The sequence below is a fragment of the Acinetobacter sp. AM genome, from assembly GCF_003105055.1.
Classification (GTDB): Bacteria; Pseudomonadota; Gammaproteobacteria; order Pseudomonadales; family Moraxellaceae; genus Acinetobacter; species Acinetobacter tibetensis.
Genome location: NZ_QETG01000014.1, coordinates 75889 through 94904, shown reverse-complemented (window position 1 = coordinate 94904; position 19016 = coordinate 75889). Strand labels below are relative to the sequence as shown.

16 protein-coding genes and 1 pseudogene are annotated in these 19016 nt (G+C 41.0%); 10 read left to right on the top strand and 7 right to left on the bottom strand.

Features of this window, described 5'->3' with window-relative positions; translation table 11 throughout:
* Positions 1-98: 98 nt before the first annotated feature.
* Both DCO44_RS09350 and DCO44_RS09345 read right to left on the bottom strand, forming a co-directional pair.
* A pseudogene (locus tag DCO44_RS09350) lies at positions 99-845 on the bottom strand (OprD family outer membrane porin); the annotation flags it as partial.
* A 33-nt stretch (positions 846-878) separates the two neighbouring features.
* Entirely contained in the window at positions 879-2225 is a 1347-nt protein-coding gene (locus DCO44_RS09345; RefSeq protein WP_116761269.1) for an MFS transporter, read from the bottom strand.
* Between the two features lie 502 nt (positions 2226-2727).
* Here DCO44_RS09345 and DCO44_RS09340 point away from each other — a divergent pair.
* Together DCO44_RS09340 and DCO44_RS09335 are read left to right on the top strand one after the other, a co-directional pair.
* Positions 2728-3804 carry an aromatic ring-hydroxylating oxygenase subunit alpha gene (locus DCO44_RS09340; RefSeq protein ID WP_116761267.1) on the top strand — a complete coding sequence of 359 codons (1077 nt, stop codon included), beginning with the start codon at positions 2728-2730 and terminating at the stop codon, positions 3802-3804.
* Between the two features lie 10 nt (positions 3805-3814).
* Positions 3815-4759 (top strand): PDR/VanB family oxidoreductase, encoded by a 945-nt coding sequence (locus DCO44_RS09335; RefSeq protein ID WP_116761265.1) that lies wholly within the window; start codon positions 3815-3817, stop codon positions 4757-4759.
* A 48-nt stretch (positions 4760-4807) separates the two neighbouring features.
* Here DCO44_RS09335 and DCO44_RS09330 read toward each other — a convergent pair whose 3' ends face one another.
* The 3 genes from DCO44_RS09330 to mhpT form a co-directional block, all read right to left on the bottom strand.
* Positions 4808-5503, bottom strand: a complete 696-nt coding sequence (locus tag DCO44_RS09330) for a GntR family transcriptional regulator (RefSeq protein WP_165815704.1) — start codon at positions 5501-5503, stop codon at positions 4808-4810.
* A gap of 113 nt (positions 5504-5616) precedes the next feature.
* The gene (locus tag DCO44_RS09325) at positions 5617-6093 is read right to left on the bottom strand and encodes a MarR family winged helix-turn-helix transcriptional regulator (RefSeq protein ID WP_116761261.1); all 477 of its coding nucleotides are present in this window, start codon (positions 6091-6093) and stop codon (positions 5617-5619) included.
* A 67-nt stretch (positions 6094-6160) separates the two neighbouring features.
* Positions 6161-7387: a 3-(3-hydroxy-phenyl)propionate transporter MhpT gene (gene mhpT, locus DCO44_RS09320; RefSeq protein WP_116761259.1), complete on the bottom strand. Its 1227-nt coding sequence runs from the start codon at positions 7385-7387 to the stop codon at positions 6161-6163.
* Positions 7388-7642: 255 nt separating this feature from the next.
* On the opposite strand from mhpT, the gene DCO44_RS09315 reads away from it, so the two are divergent.
* The 8 genes from DCO44_RS09315 to DCO44_RS09280 all read left to right on the top strand — a co-directional run bounded on the left by DCO44_RS09315 (position 7643) and on the right by DCO44_RS09280 (position 17352).
* Positions 7643-8476, top strand: coding sequence for a p-hydroxycinnamoyl CoA hydratase/lyase (locus tag DCO44_RS09315; RefSeq protein ID WP_005330665.1), 834 nt, complete (start codon positions 7643-7645; stop codon positions 8474-8476).
* 86 nt (positions 8477-8562) lie between these two features.
* Positions 8563-10014 (top strand): aldehyde dehydrogenase, encoded by a 1452-nt coding sequence (locus DCO44_RS09310; protein ID WP_116761277.1) that lies wholly within the window; start codon positions 8563-8565, stop codon positions 10012-10014.
* Positions 10015-10092: 78 nt separating this feature from the next.
* The gene (locus tag DCO44_RS09305; protein WP_171304956.1) at positions 10093-11979 is read left to right on the top strand and encodes a feruloyl-CoA synthase; all 1887 of its coding nucleotides are present in this window, start codon (positions 10093-10095) and stop codon (positions 11977-11979) included.
* A gap of 74 nt (positions 11980-12053) precedes the next feature.
* Positions 12054-13193 (top strand): acyl-CoA dehydrogenase family protein, encoded by a 1140-nt coding sequence (locus DCO44_RS09300; protein WP_116761254.1) that lies wholly within the window; start codon positions 12054-12056, stop codon positions 13191-13193.
* Between the two features lie 82 nt (positions 13194-13275).
* Positions 13276-14529, top strand: coding sequence for an OprD family porin (locus DCO44_RS09295; RefSeq protein ID WP_213066316.1), 1254 nt, complete (start codon positions 13276-13278; stop codon positions 14527-14529).
* Positions 14530-14582: 53 nt separating this feature from the next.
* Complete coding sequence (locus tag DCO44_RS09290; protein WP_116761274.1) at positions 14583-15119, top strand: DUF3237 domain-containing protein; 537 nt, start codon at positions 14583-14585, stop codon at positions 15117-15119.
* Positions 15120-15172: 53 nt separating this feature from the next.
* Positions 15173-15565, top strand: a complete 393-nt coding sequence (locus DCO44_RS09285) for a PaaI family thioesterase (protein ID WP_116761250.1) — start codon at positions 15173-15175, stop codon at positions 15563-15565.
* A gap of 32 nt (positions 15566-15597) precedes the next feature.
* Entirely contained in the window at positions 15598-17352 is a 1755-nt protein-coding gene (locus DCO44_RS09280) for a tannase/feruloyl esterase family alpha/beta hydrolase (protein ID WP_116761248.1), read from the top strand.
* Positions 17353-17647: 295 nt separating this feature from the next.
* Here the strand turns inward: DCO44_RS09280 and DCO44_RS09275 are convergent, their stop codons facing one another.
* Together DCO44_RS09275 and DCO44_RS09270 are read right to left on the bottom strand one after the other, a co-directional pair.
* Positions 17648-18286 carry a LysE family translocator gene (locus tag DCO44_RS09275; protein ID WP_116761246.1) on the bottom strand — a complete coding sequence of 213 codons (639 nt, stop codon included), beginning with the start codon at positions 18284-18286 and terminating at the stop codon, positions 17648-17650.
* Positions 18283-18927 carry an alanyl-tRNA editing protein gene (locus DCO44_RS09270; protein ID WP_116761244.1) on the bottom strand — a complete coding sequence of 215 codons (645 nt, stop codon included), beginning with the start codon at positions 18925-18927 and terminating at the stop codon, positions 18283-18285. Before DCO44_RS09270 ends, DCO44_RS09275 begins: the two co-directional genes overlap by 4 nt.
* Positions 18928-19016: the final 89 nt, after the last annotated feature.

Genomic DNA, 19016 nt, shown 5'->3' with positions numbered 1-19016 from the left:
CTATCGAAATAGAGGGAAAAGGCTCGGTTTAAGATTCAATTTAATTGCTGGAATTTACAACTTAGAATTGAATGAAAAATGAGTTATGAAAGAGATCTATTATACTGATCTGAAATAGGATGCTTACCTAGAATACCCAGAAATTGCTGTTGGTAAATGTCCTGTAATTCAGCATGATACATACGAATACGATAAGCATCACTGAGTTGGTAAACTCCCCCAAGCGTATAGAAATGATCAGTCGTTGCAGCCCGATCAAAGCGACGATTAATGTTATCAATACCCACATCGGTATAGCGAATAGAATCGCGTTGGCGGACTTTATCAACATAAAACCCTTCCAATTGCAGATTAGGAATTTCTGTAGAAACGAATCTTACACCACGATAAGTCTGCGGGAATAATCTTGCTGGAGAAGAAAAAATTGTCGGAAGTTGCGGAACCAGATCTCCCACAAAAAGTTCATTTTTACTTAATCGGGCTTTTCCAGTTACACCAATTTTTCCATAATAATCATCTCTTGAGTTATCTGAATTGACAGCCAATAAGCCCGTTCGTGCGTAATCATCTGCTTGACTTCCCAATAAATTAAAACCAGCCATTGCTAGGATATCTACACCAAATCCTAAGGTTCCATCGGTATAACCCGATTGTCCTTTAAAGATAAAACCCTGAGCCCAATCTCGAGCAGCAGTGTAAGGATAAGGATCTTTTTTATAATCCCGATCAAAATAGAAGTTTCGCAATGTGATTTCAGCCTGACTATCTGCAATGAACTGCGCATGTGCCATGTTGGCAAAAATTGGGCACAAGCAGATCCCCATCCATAAAGATGTCTTTTTCATTTTTATCTCAACTTTTAATTTTAAAACAGATGTTTAGATGGATGTATTGAGTGAATAATTTTGAGTTTTTTGATGTCGATACACCGCTTGACCCAAGATTAAAATCAAAAAAATTGCCAAGATAAATACAATGCCGTAGTACACATAAAGATGCTGTGGCTTCATACCTTGATCTAAAAATAGACCTGCTATGGTTGGAGATAAAATGGCGCCAATACGCCCAAACCCAATTGCATAACCTACACCACGACTCCTAATCTCTGCCTCATAAATGGTCGGTGAGATTGAGTAAAGTCCCGCAACACAGCCGTTAATGAGTGTACCCAGTAATAAACCCACCAGTAGTGCAATGCTGACTTGTGATGAAACGGCAACAAATAGGAAAATACAGAGTGCTGTTAAGCCTAAAAATAAGCTGAGCGCGTAGAAAATTTTAATCCGTGAAGCTAAAAGCCCAATAATTGCAGCACCAAAAATACCACCAATACTGATTAAAATTCCTGTACTGACGCCTTGATCTGGCGACATGCCCATCGCAATTAAAATTTTAGGTGTCCAACTCATCACAAAGTAAAAACCAAACATGACCAAGAAAAAGGCGAACCATAAACATAAGGTTTGAACTCCCTGATGACCTCGAAACAGTTTTGCTACATCACTGCCCTTTTGCTGTTCAACTTGCACATACTCTGGTAGCACCTGTAAATGTTTCAACTGCATACGTTGCAAAATCGTATTGGTATTTTCCAGCGCACGTACAGGCTTTTTTGCCAACAAATAATCAAGCGATTCTGGTAATAACCACAAAGCAAAGACGAACATGATCAGCGTTGTTATACCGCCTGCTAGAAAAACTGAACGCCAACCTAAATGTTCAATTAAGAAAAACGTCAATACACCACCCAAAGTTGCCCCAATTCCGTAACCTGTAGACATTAAACTTACAGCTAGGCTTCTCCAACGTGCATTTGCATATTCACTTGCCAGTACGTTACTACTCGCCAGAATCCCACCAACGCCAACACCTGTAATAAAACGTAAAATAGCCAACATCATGTGATTTTGAACCAATGCACATGCAGACATACTTAATCCTGCAATAATCAAACAAATCAGAATTAAGAAACGGCGACCAATTTTATCTGCTAACGGTGCCAAAAAAATGGAACCTGCGGCCATGCCAAATAGGCCTGCGCTGAGTAGTATCCCGATTTGTGCACCAGACAAAGTCCATTCTGCGGATACTGAAGGTGCTGTGAACGCCATCACCATGACATCAAAACCATCAATGACATTCAGAAATAGACAAATCAGAATCACGAACCATTGGTAACGGCTCATTTTATTATGGTTAATCTCATCTAAAACATTTCTTTGCATTGTGTAACTCCCAATTAGGAACGGAAATACACACGACCATGTGGGAACACAACATTGGGTGATTATGCATATCCATATCCATAATTGCCTAGAAGGGATAATTAAGAATGAAAGTGATCCGATGTACAGATCATTTTTATGAAGCATCCTGCTCTTTTTCTATACTGTATAATTGGATCCATAAAATCAACCAATTTATTTGGTTTTTTATCTTATATTTAAAAACCCATATAAATCAAATTATTAACTAGGAATAATTATTAACATTAAGGCGAAAATAATTTTAAAAGTTTCAAAATCACGATGTATGGATCCATTTGTCAGAAAACCAGGAGTCTAAATTTAATGGCAAAATGGATCCATAAGGTGAGCTTCATAAAATATGTAACTTGCTAAAACCAATAACTTACAAACTAAAAATCATAAAAAATGCCAGATGACATTTGACAAGACCATTAAATCGACATAAATTGGATCCAATAATTGACACGGAGTCATCATAATGTTCATAAAAAATGCATGGTATGTTGCATGCCGCCCCGAAGAAATCCAAGACAAGCCATTAGGTCGCACTATCTGCGGTGAAAAAATAGTTTTTTACCGTGGCAAAGAAAACAAAGTTGCAGCCGTTGAAGACTTCTGTCCGCATCGTGGTGCACCACTTTCACTCGGCTATGTTGAAGATGGTAATTTGGTTTGTGGCTATCACGGGTTGGTCATGGGCTGCGAAGGAAAAACTGTAGCAATGCCAGCACAACGCGTGAACGGTTTCCCATGCAATAAAGCCTATGCTGTGGTGGAAAAGTTCGGTTTTATTTGGGTTTGGCCTGGTGATAAAGATCAAGCTGATGAATCCAAACTTCCTGAACTAGAATGGGCCGATCATCCTGAATGGAGTTATGGCGGTGGCTTATTCCACATTCATTGTGACTATCGCCTAATGATTGATAACCTCATGGATTTAACCCATGAAACCTATGTGCACTCTAGCAGCATTGGTCAAAAAGAAATTGATGAATCACTGCCAATCACCAAAGTGGATGGTGATCATGTCATTACCGAACGCTATATGGACAATGTGATTGCTCCTCCTTTTTGGCAAATGGCACTTCGAGGTAATCATCTCGCAGATGATATTCCTGTAGACCGTTGGCAGCGTTGTCATTTCTTCGCCCCAAGTAATGTACATATTGAAGTAGGTGTTGCACATGCAGGTCATGGTGGCTATGACGCACCAAAAGACAAGAAAGTATCTTCAATCGTGGTGGATTTTATTACGCCTGAAACTGAAACTTCACATTGGTATTTTTGGGGCATGGCACGTAACTTCCAGCCTGAAAATACAGAACTCACCGATCAAATTCGTGAAGGACAAGGCAAAATCTTTACGGAAGATTTAGAAATGTTAGAGCAACAACAACAAAACATTCTCAATAATCCGCAGCGCAAATTACTGATGTTGAACATTGATGCTGGTGGAGTTCAATCACGCAAAATTATTGAGCGCTTACTGAATGAAGAAAGACAGGCTGCGGTAAAACCTGAAGTGACTAAATTTCCAAATATTCATGTGATTTAAGGATAAAAACATGGACGTGATTATCAATAAAATTCATCAGCTTACCCCTTCTATTCGTGCCTTTGAACTTATTTCCACAAATGGTTCGATCCTGCCGTCATTTGAGGCTGGATCGCATATTGATGTCCATCTCAAAAATGGACTTACCCGGCAATATTCACTTTCTAATTGTTCGAGTGAAAACAATCGCTATGTGATTGGGGTGTTACACGATGAAAATTCACGTGGTGGTTCTCGCTGCATACATAATGACTATCAAGAAGGTGATGTATTAAGTATTGGACAGCCACGTAATTTATTTGCATTGCATGACAATACAAAAAAAGCTGTATTGTTTGCAGGAGGTATTGGGATTACCCCTATTCTTTCAATGGCTTATCGTTTAAAAGCACAGAACATTCCATTTGAATTGCATTATTTCGTACGTAGTCATGAAATGATCGCCTTTTATGGCAATTTAAGCCAACTCTTTGCAGAACAGATTCATTTTCACATTCAAAATCAGGTTGATACTGAATGTGATATGGCAAAAGTATTGCAACAGCCCGATGCGAGCAAACATTTGTATGTCTGTGGATCAACAGGCTTTATGCAATTTGTCATGCAATCGGCTGAAACAGCGGGCTGGCAGCCTGAACAACTGCATCAAGAGCATTTTGTGGCACAGCAAAGCAAGCAGGAAAATGATGAAGCATTTACTTTGGAAATTGCTGGCACAGGACAGCGAATTGAAATTCACCCAGAACAGACTGTAACTCATGCCTTGTTAGCGCATGGTTTTGATGTGCCTGTATCCTGCGAACAAGGCATCTGTGGTACTTGCATTACCCGTGTTGTTTCTGGTATTCCAGATCATCGGGACGTATATATGACAGATGAAGAACGTGCCTTGAATAATCAGTTCACACCCTGCTGCTCTCGCGCTAAATCTAAACATTTGGTGATTGAGTTATAGGAGCACTCGTTTTACTCCTGCTCAAACTGATTGAGCGGGAGTTTTTCATTACACCTCAGTCAATATGTTTTTGACCGTCTCCCCCAACAACGCAACACTGCTATGTTCTCGCATTAAAGTTTCGGCACGGCCCGACTGGCGCTGGAGTAAAGCTTCATAAATAGAGCAATGCTGCAAATGCGCGTAGTGTAAGCGACGGTATTCAGATAAAGCGCGTGTTTCATCGTAAGTAATGGCTTGAACGGAAGCCATAGGCAATTGATTGTTTTTTGCTAAGGCTTGAATAAGCGCAATATTTTGCGCACCTTGAATAATCGTGTCATGGAAAATTACGTTAAATTCATGATAACGCTCTAATTCCTCATCCCCAAATTCAGTGTGTTCTGCAAAGAGTTGTTCTATTTGTTCTATACAGTTTTTGAGAGTTTGCTGCTGCTGTTCCGATAAACCTTGTTCTGCTAAGGTTTTGGCAGCTAAACCTTCCAGTACTCCACGAACTTCCAAAGCATCATTGATCAATTCATTTGAGATTTCACGTACTGTATAACCGCGTGTCGGGTTTTTAATTAACAACCCTTCTTGTTCCAGCAAGCGGAAGGCCATACGAATAGGCTGACGGGATACCCCAAGCAACTCTGCTGTTGGAATTTCAGCAATGCGACTGCCGCCTTCAAGCTCACCCGCGATAATCATTTTTCTTAATTTAATTAAAACTTGTTGCCCTGAAGACATCCCTAGCCACACTTGTTCAAAGATTTCAAAGTCATGCTAGCAAGATCAATCATCAAGTGACAATACATTTCTAACAGAGAAAACATCTACATCTATGCATGAGTATATTAAAGCCTCATCTTGACTCACTCTGAAGCTGCTTCGGCTTTGGATTGTTTTAAGTTATTGACCATAATGTCTAAATTATTACGAATCAAATAAGCCAAGTTCATATCGACCCCCTGCAACATTTTAGTTTCCAACGCTTCCACTACCGCATTACACTCGGCTAATTTAGCCAAACCACTTTCTGTCACCGTAAGCAAAATACGACGACCATGGGTTGGATCTGGGGTTTTCTCAATCCATTGCTGTTGCAATAAATCTTGCAAAATTTTATTAGCCGATTGTGGCTTAATAAATGAACGTTCTGCGAGTTTAGCATTCGATAAATTATTTTTAGATGCCAAAACAGAGAGTGCGGTGAACTGAGGTAAAGTGATGTCTAAATCTTTTAAATGTTCTGTTAAATATTTACTAATTACTCGGTCTATACGTGCGATGGTATAGCTTAAACGTGGGCCATCTTCTGTTTTTTTATCAACGGTATTTGAACGCATCATAATTTTTCATCATAAAATCTAAAACTAAAAAAGAAGTATGAGATTGAACTCTCATACTTCTTTGTATTTAACGAGCTGTCGTACTTTGTATTAACTGTACAGGCTGTTTAGGCTTTCTGACAAGCATCAAGGCAGAAATTGCTGCGATCAGAATCACTGGAATACTTGAACCAATCACAATCGTGGCACTTTGCCCCAATGACAGTAAAAAACCAGCAAGGAGTGGACCTGCAAAAGACCCAATTCGACCAATAGCTACGGCTGCACCTACACCTGTGCCTCGCATTTCTGCTGGGTAATAAATGGCAGCAAGTCCATATAATGCAGACTGTCCACCGACAATAAATAACCCACAACCCACTGCTGAGAGTGCTAGCACCGCCACAGTTGGAGAAAAAGACAAACAACACAAGGATACCAAAATGCCGAGATAAATAAATTTAATCACGAAACTCATGCGCATTTTGTCTAACATCATGCCCATCAAAATTGAGCCAAAAACACCACCAATGTTATAGCCCATTTGCACATAATTGGCTTGCAGTTTGGTTAAACCTTGCGCACCCATCAATAGAGGCAGCCAATTCAGCAAGAAATACAACACCACCAACGTACAGAAGAAACTGATCCAAATTTGAATGGTCGACATTCTTCTTTCTTTAGCAAATAACACTTCAAAAAAAGGCGTTGCCGATTGGGTTTTATGGGTTATGTAATCCGTTGATTCAGGTAGATATTTCATCAATAGTGGGATTAATAGAATTGGGGCAATTCCCCCCACATAAAAGATATGACGCCATTCTGCATCGCCTGCTAAAAGCATCGCAACCACAGAAGTGAGTAAGCCACCACATGGAATACCACTGTACATAATACTGACTGCGGTACCTTTACGGTCAGATGAAACTGCCTCGGATGCCAACGTAATCATCATGGGTAAAGCACCACCCATACCCAATCCAGTCAGAAAACGAATAACTAAAAGTAGTTCATAATTTGCAGCAAAGGCAGTTACTAACGACATGACGCCAAAGAGCAAAATACTAAAAATTAATACTTTTTTACGACCAATATAATCGGAAAGCCGCCCACCGATAATCGCACCTGGTAAAGTTCCGATAATCGCTGCACTAAAGGCCCAAGCCATTTGGGCATTATCCAACATAAATTCTGCACGCATACGTGGGGCGGCAACTCCCATAGATTGAAGATCGAAACCTTCAAAAATTGCGATTGCAAAACATAACAGCAAAGTGAGTTTGGCCCTTCCCGAGGGCTGATGCACTTTATCCATAACTAAATCCTTCTTTTGATTTTTCCATGACATCTTGTTGTTTTGTGCTGTTCATCGAACACCCATAAAATATCAGTTAGGCTGATTTAAAAATCAATACCAAAATTCAATTATTTTTACAAAAAATTATTTTGATTATATTTTTCAATGATATAAAAAATTTATGTAAAATAATTCAAAAAACACTTGAATGTAAGTTTAACTGATATTAATTTAAATGAAGAACAACCAAACTGTCATTCAAGGAGCAAGCACATGACATATGAAAACCGTTGGGAAACTGTTGATGTACAAATTGAAAATGGTATTGCATGGGTTATTTTAAACCGCCCAGAAAAGAAAAATGCCATGAGCCCAACATTGAACCGTGAAATGATTGATGTTCTCGAAACCCTAGAACTTGATCAAGACGCTCGCGTGTTGGTATTAACAGGATCTGGGGACTCTTGGACAGCAGGCATGGATTTGAAAGAATATTTCCGTGAAGTAGATAGCCAACCAGAAATTGTACAAGAACGTATCCGTCGTGATTCTTGTCGCTGGCAGTGGCAATTATTGCGTATGTATTCAAAACCAACCATCGCTATGGTCAATGGTTGGTGTTTCGGTGGCGGCTTCTCTCCTCTAGTAGCGTGTGATCTAGCCATTGCAGCAGACGAAGCAACCTTTGGTTTATCTGAAATTAACTGGGGAATTCCACCGGGCAACTTGGTCAGTAAAGCAATGGCAGATACCGTTGGACACCGTACCTCGCTGTATTACATTATGACGGGCAAGACTTTTAGCGGAAAAGAAGCGGAAAATATGGGCTTGGTCAATAAAAGTGTGCCTTTGGCTCAACTTAAAGCAGAAGTCACGGAACTTGCTAATATTTTGCTAGAGAAAAACCCTGTGGTATTGCGTACTGCCAAAAATGGCTTTAAACGCTGTCGTGAACTTACTTGGGATCAAAATGAAGATTATTTATATGCCAAGTTAGATCAATGTAACCATCGCGATACCGAAGGCGGACGCCAAGAAGGTCTGAAACAATTCCTAGATGAAAAATCTATTAAACCGGGTTTACAAAGCTATAAGCGTACTGGCTAATTTCTGGTTTTTAAAATGGTTAAGTAAGGATACAACCCATGCACAATGTACAGTTAAAACAAGATGAATCTGTAGACACATCAAACATTCATAAGGTGCAATTGCTGATTCACGGGCAATCTGTCGATGCATCGAATCAGGCAACATTTGAACGGATCTGTCCGATTGATGGTCAAGTCGCCAGTATTGCAGCGGCGGCAACTTTGGCAGATGTCGATTTAGCTATAGAGTCTGCGGCAAAGGCTTTTCCTGTTTGGTCGAAACTTTCCCCGACTGAACGCCGTTTACGTTTACTCAAAGCAGCGGACTTGATGGATGCGAGAACGGATCAATTTATTCAAATTGGGATGCGTGAAACAGGTTCAACTGCGACATGGTATGGGTTCAATGTCCACCTTGCTGCCAACATGTTACGTGAGGCAGCAGCCATGACCACGCAAATGGATGGCAGCCTTATTCCATCCGATGTGCCCGGAAATATGGCGATGGGAATTCGTGTTCCGTGTGGGGTTGTGGTTGGCATAGCGCCATGGAATGCGCCGGTGATTTTACCCACCCGTGCGTTGGCGATGCCACTAGCCTGCGGTAATACAGTGGTACTTAAAGCGTCCGAAGCTTGCCCTGCAACGCAACGACTGATTGGGCAAGTGTTGCATGAAGCAGGACTTGGCGATGGTGTGGTAAATGTCATTACTCATGCTGCTGAAGATGCACCACAAATTGTGGAACGCTTAATTTCTCATCCTGCGGTAAAGCGAATTAACTTTACTGGCTCTACCAAAGTCGGAAAAATTATTGCAGAAACCGCAGCCAAATACTTAAAACCTGTTCTACTCGAACTTGGTGGTAAAGCCCCTGTTGTCGTTCTTAATGAAGCTGATGTTGATGAAGCTGTTAATGCAGTTGCGTTTGGTGCTTTTTTCAACCAAGGGCAAATCTGTATGTCCACTGAACGTGTACTTGTTCAAGATGGGATTGCCGATCAATTTGTTGAAAAACTGATTGAAAAGACCCGTACCATTCATGCAGGAAATCCAACCTTTAAAGGGAATGCTCTTGGTGTATTGGAAAGCCAACGTGCAGCAAATCGCATTCGACACTTACTAGAGGATGCTCAAAGCAAAGGTGCTGACTTACCACTCGGTATTCAAATACAAGACACCACCATGCAACCAACTTTGGTTTTAAATATTCAACCCGAAATGCTGCTATATCGTGAAGAATCTTTTGGCCCTGTTTGCACGGTACAACGCTTTAGCAGTATTGAAGAAGGCATTGCCCTTGCCAATGACAGTGAGTTTGGTTTATCTGCTGCCGTGTTTAGTCAAAATATTGCACAAGCACTGGATGTTGCGAAACAAATTGACTCAGGCATTTGTCATATTAATGGTGCAACCGTGCACGATGAAGCACAAATGCCTTTTGGTGGAACCAAAGCCAGTGGCTACGGGCGCTTTGGCAGTAAGGCTTCGATTGCCGAATTTACAGAATTGCGTTGGATCACCATACAAACACAGCCGCGTCATTATCCAATTTAACAATTGGATCCGACTTTAATATTCAATAAAAATGCATGAAGCAAAAAATATAAAGCGCAGTGATGCGCTTTCCATGGAGTGAAACCAATGCAAATGAATGCCACTCAATCACAAGATCGCGAGCGCTTTGTAAAACTGGGAAGTCATGATGTCGATTATGTTTACAAAGATCAGGTCTTGTATCTTCATCCCAAAGAACAACTTAAAAATTACCCACAAAAACTGACTGATCGTCTGATTCATTTTGCGCAAACTAAACCAGAGCATATTTTTGCGGCAAAACGAAATGCTCAAGGTGAGTGGGTCAAGCTCAGTTATGCTGACACCTTACAACGTGCATGGCATATTGCCCAAGCCTTACATAATCGCAATTTGAGCGAGCAGCGCCCTCTACTTATTTTATCGGGCAATGATCTTGAGCATTTAACGCTGTCGATGGCTGCGATGTTGGCTGGTGTTCCATTTTCTGCCATATCCCCTGCCTATTCACTGATATCCCAAGATTTTGGCAAACTTAAACATGTTTTCGATGTACTCACTCCGGGCATGGTTTATGCCAATGATGGTCAGGCTTTTGCTAAAGCCATTCAAAGTTGTGCTCAAGCAGAGGTTGAAATTGTCACCAATAAAGGGATTCTGGGTGAGCGCAGTTGTACTTCATTTCAATCGCTTTTAGATACGCCTGTCTCCAATGTGCAAGAGCATTATCAACGTTTAGATGAACATCAAATTGCCAAATTTTTGTTTACCTCGGGTTCGACTAAACTACCGAAAGCGGTGCCCACTACACATTTGATGTTAAGCGTCAATCAGCAAATGTTGTTACAAACCTTCCCTGAGTTTGAAGAAACACCGCCTGTATTGCTCGATTGGTTGTCTTGGCATCATACCTTTGGCGGTAGCCATAATGTCGGTATCACCCTATATAACGGCGGCACTATCTATATCGATGATGGTAAACCTGTTGCAGGCAAGTTCGATGAGACGATTCGAAACTTAAAAGAAATTTCACCCACAGTTTATTTAAATGTACCCAAAGGCTGGGAAGAACTCACCGATGCACTGGAAAAAGATGCTGAACTGCGTGACCGCTTCTTTGCAAAAGTGAAAATTTTATTTTTTGCTGGTGCTGCTTTATCCGAAGCGGGTTGGAACCGATTAGACCGAATTGCACAGCAACATTGCGGCGAAAAAATCCGCATTATGAGTGGGCTTGGCATGACGGAAACAGCACCCTCTTGTGCGTTTACCACAGGACCGCGTGTCATGGCGGGGTTTATTGGCTACCCAGCACCGGGCTGCGAAATTAAATTGGTTCCTTATGGCGACAAACTTGAATTCTGCGTCCGTGGCAAACACGTCATGAAAGGTTATTGGCGCTTAAATGAAGATCAGCAAAGTACAGTCTTTGATGAAGAAGGCTTTTTCCATACTGGAGATGCGGTTCGCTTGGTCGATGTCAATGATCCAACTCAGGGCTTGATGTACGATGGCCGTATTGCAGAAGACTTTAAACTCAATACAGGTACGTTTGTAAATGTTGGTACCTTACGTAATAAAGTGCTAATTCAAGGAAATTTACTGATTCAAGATGCCTGTATTACGGGGTCTAACCTAAATGCGATTGGCTTTTTAATTTTTCCAAAACTGGATGCCTGCGCAGATTATGCAGGGCTGTCTTTATCCAAGCATAGCGCTGAAGAAATTTTGAAACATCCGAAAGTTCAGCAATGGTTCCGTCAATTTTTAATGCACTACAACAAAGATGCAACAGGAAGTTCCAATCGCGTCTCTATGCTGTATCTGCAAACTGAAGCACCGCAACTGGATGCAGGTGAAGTCACCGATAAAGGTAATCTCAATCAAGGCAATATCATTAAGCGCCGTGCCGAGAAAATTGAAGAGTTGTATCAAAAACAAACCGAGAATTCGCTGATTATTCGAATTCCAACTTTAAATAACTAAATCACTGAAATAACAGTAAAAAAGCTCAATTTATTTTGAGCTTTACCCTTACTTTTGCCAAAAAAAGGTTAAGTATGCAACAAGATACTGAATTTGAACTGTTTCGCGATAATTATCGACGCTTTTTGAAAGAGTTTGTCGCTCCACATTATGAACAATGGGAAGAAGATGGTCTGATTCCAAGACAATTATGGAACCAGTTGGGTGAAAACGGCTTTTTATGTGTCGATGTTCCTGAAGAATATGGCGGTTATGGCGCCCCTGTACACTATTCACTCATGTTAGTACAGGAAACTGCGCAAGCAGGTTTTACCTCTTTAGCCGTTGCAATTGGTGGACAAAATGAACTGGTTTCTCCATATATCCAAAACTTAGGCAGTGAAGAACAAAAGCAATATTGGCTCCCCAAAATGGTTACTGGCGAAGTCGTCACAGCCATTGCCATGACCGAAGCGAATGCAGGATCGGACTTACAAGCCATTCGTACTCAGGCTATTCTGAATCAAGATCATTATCTAGTGGATGGTTCAAAAACCTTTATTTCCAATGGGATACATGCTGACCTGATTGTCTTGGTGGCAAAAACTAATCCCGAAGCTCGAGCAAAGGGCATTTCCCTGTTATTGGTTGACGCTGCTTTAGAGGGTGTTGAAAAAGGGCGATCTTTGAAAAAAATTGGCTTACATGCCCAAGACACTGCCGAATTGTTTTTTGATCAGGTCAAAGTACCTAAGAATCAAAGACTGGGCGAAGAAGGTCAAGGTTTTGCCTACCTCATGCAGGAGTTGCCCCGTGAACGTTTAAGTATTTCCATGATGGCATTGGGTTCAATTTTAGGCGCTATTGAGCTTACCAGTGATTATGTTCAGCAGCGTAAAGCTTTTGGTCAACCTTTAAGTCATATGCAAAACACGCGTTTTGTGCTGGCCAATACGCAAATTAAGGCCAAAGCAGCTCAGGCTTTTGTCGATCAATGTGCGGAACAATACAGTCGAGATGCTTTAAGCGTTAGCCATGTCGCTGCCTTGAAATGCTTTATTACCGATACTCAATGTGATGTGATTGATCAATTACTGCAACTGTTTGGTGGCTATGGCTACATGCAGGAATACCCAATTTCACGTTTCTTTGTCGATGCTCGTGTGCAAAAAATTTACGGTGGCACCAATGAAATTATGAAAGAAATTGTCGCGCGGGAAATGCTCGGAAAATAATTCGTTTAAACAAGAAATGAAGAACAGACTTCGATCCGAGGTCTGAATGTAAAACAACAATGATATTTCAGGAAGAAATGCAATGCAGACTAAATTATGGATGTACTCTACCCTTATGCTCTCCAGTTCAGTATTTGCAGGTAGCTTTATTGATAACAGCACAGTCGATTTAACTACACGAAATTTTTATTTTGACCGTGATTATCAAGAACAGTCCAAATACCCAGCCGCTAAAGATTGGACGCAAGGTTTTATTCTAAAAGCCAATTCAGGCTATACCGAAGGAACAATTGGCTTTGGGATAGATATTTTAGCGACGGCTGGGTTTAAACTGGATGCCAGTGCGGACTATGCAGGAACAGGAAATTTACCGCGGGATACTGTGACCAATGAACCTGCTTCAAGTTATGGAGAAATTGGGGTCACAGGTAAATCTAAAATCAGTAAAACTGAATTAAAGGTTGGAACACTTCGACCAATGAATCCTGTACTGGTTGCCTCGCCTGCCCGTTTATTACCACAAACCTATCGTGGGATTTCCTTAGAATCGAAAGATATTCAAAATCTCGATTTCCAATCGGCTTATATCGACAAGGTCAATCATCGTGATTCAACCAATTACGAAAACATTAAAATATCAGGCGTAAATGGGCGCTTTAAAAGTGCAGAAACAGATGGGCTCTATTATTTGGGAGGACATTACCAGCTCATCCCCGATACTAAACTCACCAGTTTTTATATGAATGTCGAAGACTTATATGACCAATCTATGCTTGGGGTTACCTATAATCATAAATTCAATGAGAACAATAATTTTAGCTCACAATTACGTTACTACCGCAGCCGTGATGAAGGTCAAGCCAAAGCTGGTTTGGTGGATAATGATCTGATTCATGGTTATTTTGAACTGAAACACCAGAACCACAAATTTATTTTGGCGACCTTCCATCATAACGGCGACACCGCATTTCCCTATTTAACAGGCGGAGAAACAGGGCTGCTGATTGACACTTGGCCTGCGGAATTTTTAAATCCCAAAGAGCGTGTTTACAGCTTCCGTTATGAATATGACTTCAAAAACTATGTACCGGGTTTACGCTTTATGACCCGTTACACCACAGGTGACAATATTTATGCGCCAAATTTGGGTGGAACCGATTTAAAAGAACATGAAACCGATTTCGACATTGGTTATACCGTACAAAACGGACCATTAAAAAATCTAGGTTTACGTGCCCGCTACGCGATGTATGACAACAATATGCTCTCAACCGCCAACATCAAACCGTCCAATGAAACACGCTTCAACATCGACTACACATGGAAATTTAAATAATGCCTACAGAGGTTCTGCTGCTGCCAGAACCTCTTTTTTGCGAGAGAAATCTGATGAAAAAAATACTCGGTCTTTGCTTTGGATTGAGCTTATTCAGCCAGACCTATGCTGAGACTCAATACCATCCACCAGCACTTCATCTTAAACCTTTGGCTACTTTTAGCGTCGATCTGAATGCGCCCGTTTGGGAGCTGGGAAATACCAGTGATGGTGGCAAACGCCGCATTATTCCAATCACGGGTGGATCATTTGTAGGCAAAGCGTTTAAAGGTCGAATTTTAAATAATGGAGCAGATTGGCAAATTGTCGATAGCAAAGGTCTTGCCATCATTGACACTCGATACCTACTTGAAACTGAAGATGGCGCGCTGATTTATCTTCAAACCAAAGGTTATAGACATGGATCAACCGAAGTATTGAAACAACTTGCAGAGGGTCAAGATGTCGATCCGAACAAATACTATTTCAAAATCACCATGCAATTTGAAACCAGCTCACCCCAATATGCTTGGTTGAACCAAACCGTTGCCGTCGGGAGCGCTATGCGTTTAGGTAAAGCTGTAATTTATGATGCTTATACGCTTCAGTGATCAGGCAAATTATTCATTTTTCTCTTCTTCATTTGAAACAAGGATCTTTCGAAATGACGCTGAAAACTTTAGAACACCTGCCTCCCATCCACCATCATCTGGGAGGTCACAATATCCAATGGAATGCAGATCAAACTGAACTAGAAATTAGTTATGTCGCGCTAGACAGCTTTACCAATCCTCGAGGAAGTGTAGAAGGTGGCATGGTCTGTGCCATGCTAGATGATGTGATGGGTTTATTTGCTTATCTTGCCAATAATCAAACCCCAGCAACCACCATTAACCTGACTATGGATTTTTTACGTCCCTGCCAAGTGGGAACTGTACTCACCAAATGTCGCTTTACCAAACAAGGCAGAGCCATTCTTAGCCTTGAAAGCGAAGCATGGCAAAACGACAAACTCATTGCCAGAAGTACCGCAAATTTCATGGTACTTAGCCCCTAACCTACGACATTGTTTGATATGGAACTTCAATCATGCAAAAAAACTTAAAACAAAAAAATGGGTTCATACCGTTAAGCGTATTGACCTTATGTATTGGTCTTTCAGCCTGTGGCGATAATGACAGCTCAAAAACGACACAAACTACAGCCACAATTCCACAACTGACGCCTGCTGTAGGCACCAATTTAAAAGGTGCTTGTACAGATTTAAATGGCTTTCACTATGCAAACACCAGTATCACTTCAGCAACTTTACAAGAAGCAGGCAGCCTCAAGGTTGCGGGGCAAGACATCGCTGCACACTGTCGCATTACAGGCTACATGTATCCACGCGTCAGTCCCGTAGATGGGCAAAGCTATCAAATTGGTTTTGAAATGCGCTTACCACTAGACTGGAATGGTCGCTTTCTTTATCAGGGTAATGGTGGAACTGATGGCAATATTGCCACAGCAACGGGGCAAGTGGGTAGCGGTGGCCCATTGACCAATGCCCTACATGATGGCTTTGCTGTTATTTCATCCGATGCTGGACACAATGCTTCACAAAATCCTTTGTTCGGATTAGACCCACAAGCTCGAATTGACTATGGCTATGGTGCGATTACCAAACTTACCCCCATGGCGAAAAATTTGATTCAAGCCGCTTATGGAAAACTGCCAGACCGTTCTTATGCAGGTGGAACCTCAAACGGTGGTCGCCATGCCATGATGGCCGCAACCCGTCTAGCAGATCAGTATGATGGCATTCTTGCCAGTACGCCGGGTTTCCATTTACCACGTGCTGCTGCGGCTCAACTCTATACCGCACAACAATTGCGCCGTGTAGCTACGGATGAAAATGATTTAAGTACAGCCCTCACGCTATCGGAACGCAAACTGTTAGCGCAATCTATTTTAAATCAATGCGATGATTTAGATGGTGTTAACGATGGCCTAGTCCAAGATGTGGAAGCTTGTCGTACTGCTTTTGATATTCACCGCGATGTTCCAGTATGTTCTAGCACACGAGATGGAAGTTGTTTATCTACAGATCAAATTGACGTGTTTGCCAATATTTATCGTGGTCCCGTCAATTCGACTGGTGAGGCACTGTATGCCACACAACCATTTGACCCTGGGCTGATGGGCAGTAATTGGGCCAGTTGGAAGTTTGACTCCTCTGTCGGTACAGCGCGTGACCCTGTGGCTGTCGGAATTATTTTTCAGGTTCCACCAGATCCAAGCATGATGCAAAACTCTCGACAATTTGCCTTCAATTTTAATTTTGACGTGGACTATGCAAAATTATCGGCAACGAATGAAACCTATCAAGAAAGTGCGATGTCTTTTATGATTCCACCTGACGAATTAAATTTGGATCAGTTGCATCAACGTGGTGGCAAAATGATTGTAGTTCAGGGCACTGCCGATGGCGTATTTTCTGTAGATGATACCCAGAACTGGTACGATAAATTACTGCAAAAATATCAAAATAATGCCTCTGGCAATGCTCTAAGTTTTGTCCGTTTTTTTCGTGTTCCGGGTATGAATCACTCTCGTGGTGGCATCGCAACCGATCAGTTTGATGCATTAACAGCATTGGTTAACTGGGTTGAATATGGTCAGGCACCAGATCGAATCATTGCTGGCGCACGGGGTGAAGGCAATGCCAGTGGGCAAGTGAATACTGAATTGCCTACCGATTGGTCAGCAAACCGCACTCGTCCACTTTGTCCATATCCTTTGATTGCACGTTATAACAGTCAGGGCGACAGTGAGCAAGCCGAGAATTTTAGCTGTAAATTGTAATCAAAAATAAGTGTTTAGACACAAAGAAAGAGCGAAAAATTAGCTCTTTCTTTGTGTCAGGCTAAGACTATTTATAATGAATGGCTAAAAATCTTCCTCAAACATGACTTCTCCCCCGAACGTTCGATCTTGTCGGTGTAAAGTCAAAAATTTTAGAAGAGTTTAGACTCTTGACTGCATCTATCAAACAATCTGAATTGAAAAACTAGGTGTTTTAAAACCTCTCACCTAGTTGAATTTTAAAGATTTGAGTTTATTTCAATCGTATTATCATATCGTTGTGCTTTATTGATGATTAGAACTCAATCCCTAAAATTAACCGTATTGCGATTGCTGCCAATAATAGCCCCATCACTTTTTCTAAAATAGAATTATATTTTAGAAAGCCTGATCTGATTTTAGGCCGCGTAAAAATCAAACTGACAACAATAAACCACAAAGTATTCACCAGACACATCCATCCACCATACAGTATCTGTATGTATAACGGCGTTGTTGTGCTGACTATACTGGTGAAAATGGCCAAGAAAAAAATGGTTGCCTTAGGATTCAGCGCATTGGTCCAAAAACCTGTCATGAATGCCTGATGATAAGACATTTTTGTGTATCCAGAAGCAACATCCGTGTTGATTTCAATTGGACTCGACCCTCCTTTCAAACAATTCCAGCCTAAATAGAGTAAATATAAGGCACCAATGATTTGAAAAAGACTCATGAAAATATGATTTTGTGACAGAACCAGTCCAACCCCCATGAGGGTATAAAACACATGAACGGAAATGCCACAACCAATTCCCACGGCTGTCATACAACCAATCCGATAACCATGTTGAGTACTTTGCCGCACACTAATAATGAAATCGGGACCTGGAATAATCACTGCAAGAAAATGTATGAGCGCTAAGGTTAGAAATTCATGGTAATACACACTCATCCAGAAATACCTGTAGCTAAAGCATAATGTACAGAAAGTTTCCCTTTCTTCATTTCCATTTTAAGAATGTCGACAGGACCAATTTCAGATAAAGATCGGACATGTGTTCCACCACAAGGATAAGCATTCAATTCACCAAACTGAATTTCACGAAATCCAGCTTCATTAAGTGTAAGTTTTGCTGATAAATCGGCATCTACAAACATCTGAATTAGGGTTTGTAGATAAATAGAATCTATAAGCTCACTCTTTTCAGTGGCTAAAAACTGCACCTTTGCATCATTGGGCCAGTGTTGTGCTTTGATTGGCTGCCAACCATAAGTTTCAATAATATGCCCAATTAAGTGTCCTGCACTGTGTAACCGGCTATGGAGTTGACGGGATTGAATATCAACTTTTGCATATACCTGACCTAAAGCTACAGCACGGTTACATAGATGAACAATGGCTCCATTTTTGAATGCCACATGCAAAACTTCACTTTCTGCAATATATCCAGTATCACTTGGTTGCCCTCCTCCTTGAGGATGAAATGGCGTGTTCTCTAATTTAATTTCAAATTGACCATTTTCCAGTAAAGTACAAGCCACAACTTCGACGTAACTTTCAGTAACACCAGATAAATAAAGATTTTTTACCATGAAATAACAACAGTATCTAAATATGAAAAAATTGTATAACTTTGTCTATGGGGTGATAATCTAGAAAATTATCAAATAACTTTTGCCTC

Bases quoted from the DNA above. Each gene is read 5' to 3' on its own strand.
- DCO44_RS09295 (WP_213066316.1), top strand. From the start codon at position 13,276: ATGCAGACTAAATTATGGATGTACTCTACCCTTATGCTCTCCAGTTCA.
- DCO44_RS09325 (WP_116761261.1), bottom strand. From the start codon at position 6,093: ATGATGCGTTCAAATACCGTTGATAAAAAAACAGAAGATGGCCCACGT.
- DCO44_RS09290 (WP_116761274.1), top strand. From the start codon at position 14,583: ATGAAAAAAATACTCGGTCTTTGCTTTGGATTGAGCTTATTCAGCCAG.
- mhpT (WP_116761259.1), bottom strand. From the start codon at position 7,387: ATGGATAAAGTGCATCAGCCCTCGGGAAGGGCCAAACTCACTTTGCTG.
- DCO44_RS09315 (WP_005330665.1), top strand. From the start codon at position 7,643: ATGACATATGAAAACCGTTGGGAAACTGTTGATGTACAAATTGAAAAT.
- DCO44_RS09345 (WP_116761269.1), bottom strand. From the start codon at position 2,225: ATGCAAAGAAATGTTTTAGATGAGATTAACCATAATAAAATGAGCCGT.
- DCO44_RS09270 (WP_116761244.1), bottom strand. From the start codon at position 18,927: ATGGTAAAAAATCTTTATTTATCTGGTGTTACTGAAAGTTACGTCGAA.
- DCO44_RS09335 (WP_116761265.1), top strand. From the start codon at position 3,815: ATGGACGTGATTATCAATAAAATTCATCAGCTTACCCCTTCTATTCGT.
- DCO44_RS09340 (WP_116761267.1), top strand. From the start codon at position 2,728: ATGTTCATAAAAAATGCATGGTATGTTGCATGCCGCCCCGAAGAAATC.
- DCO44_RS09285 (WP_116761250.1), top strand. From the start codon at position 15,173: ATGACGCTGAAAACTTTAGAACACCTGCCTCCCATCCACCATCATCTG.
- DCO44_RS09275 (WP_116761246.1), bottom strand. From the start codon at position 18,286: ATGAGTGTGTATTACCATGAATTTCTAACCTTAGCGCTCATACATTTT.
- DCO44_RS09300 (WP_116761254.1), top strand. From the start codon at position 12,054: ATGCAACAAGATACTGAATTTGAACTGTTTCGCGATAATTATCGACGC.
- DCO44_RS09280 (WP_116761248.1), top strand. From the start codon at position 15,598: ATGCAAAAAAACTTAAAACAAAAAAATGGGTTCATACCGTTAAGCGTA.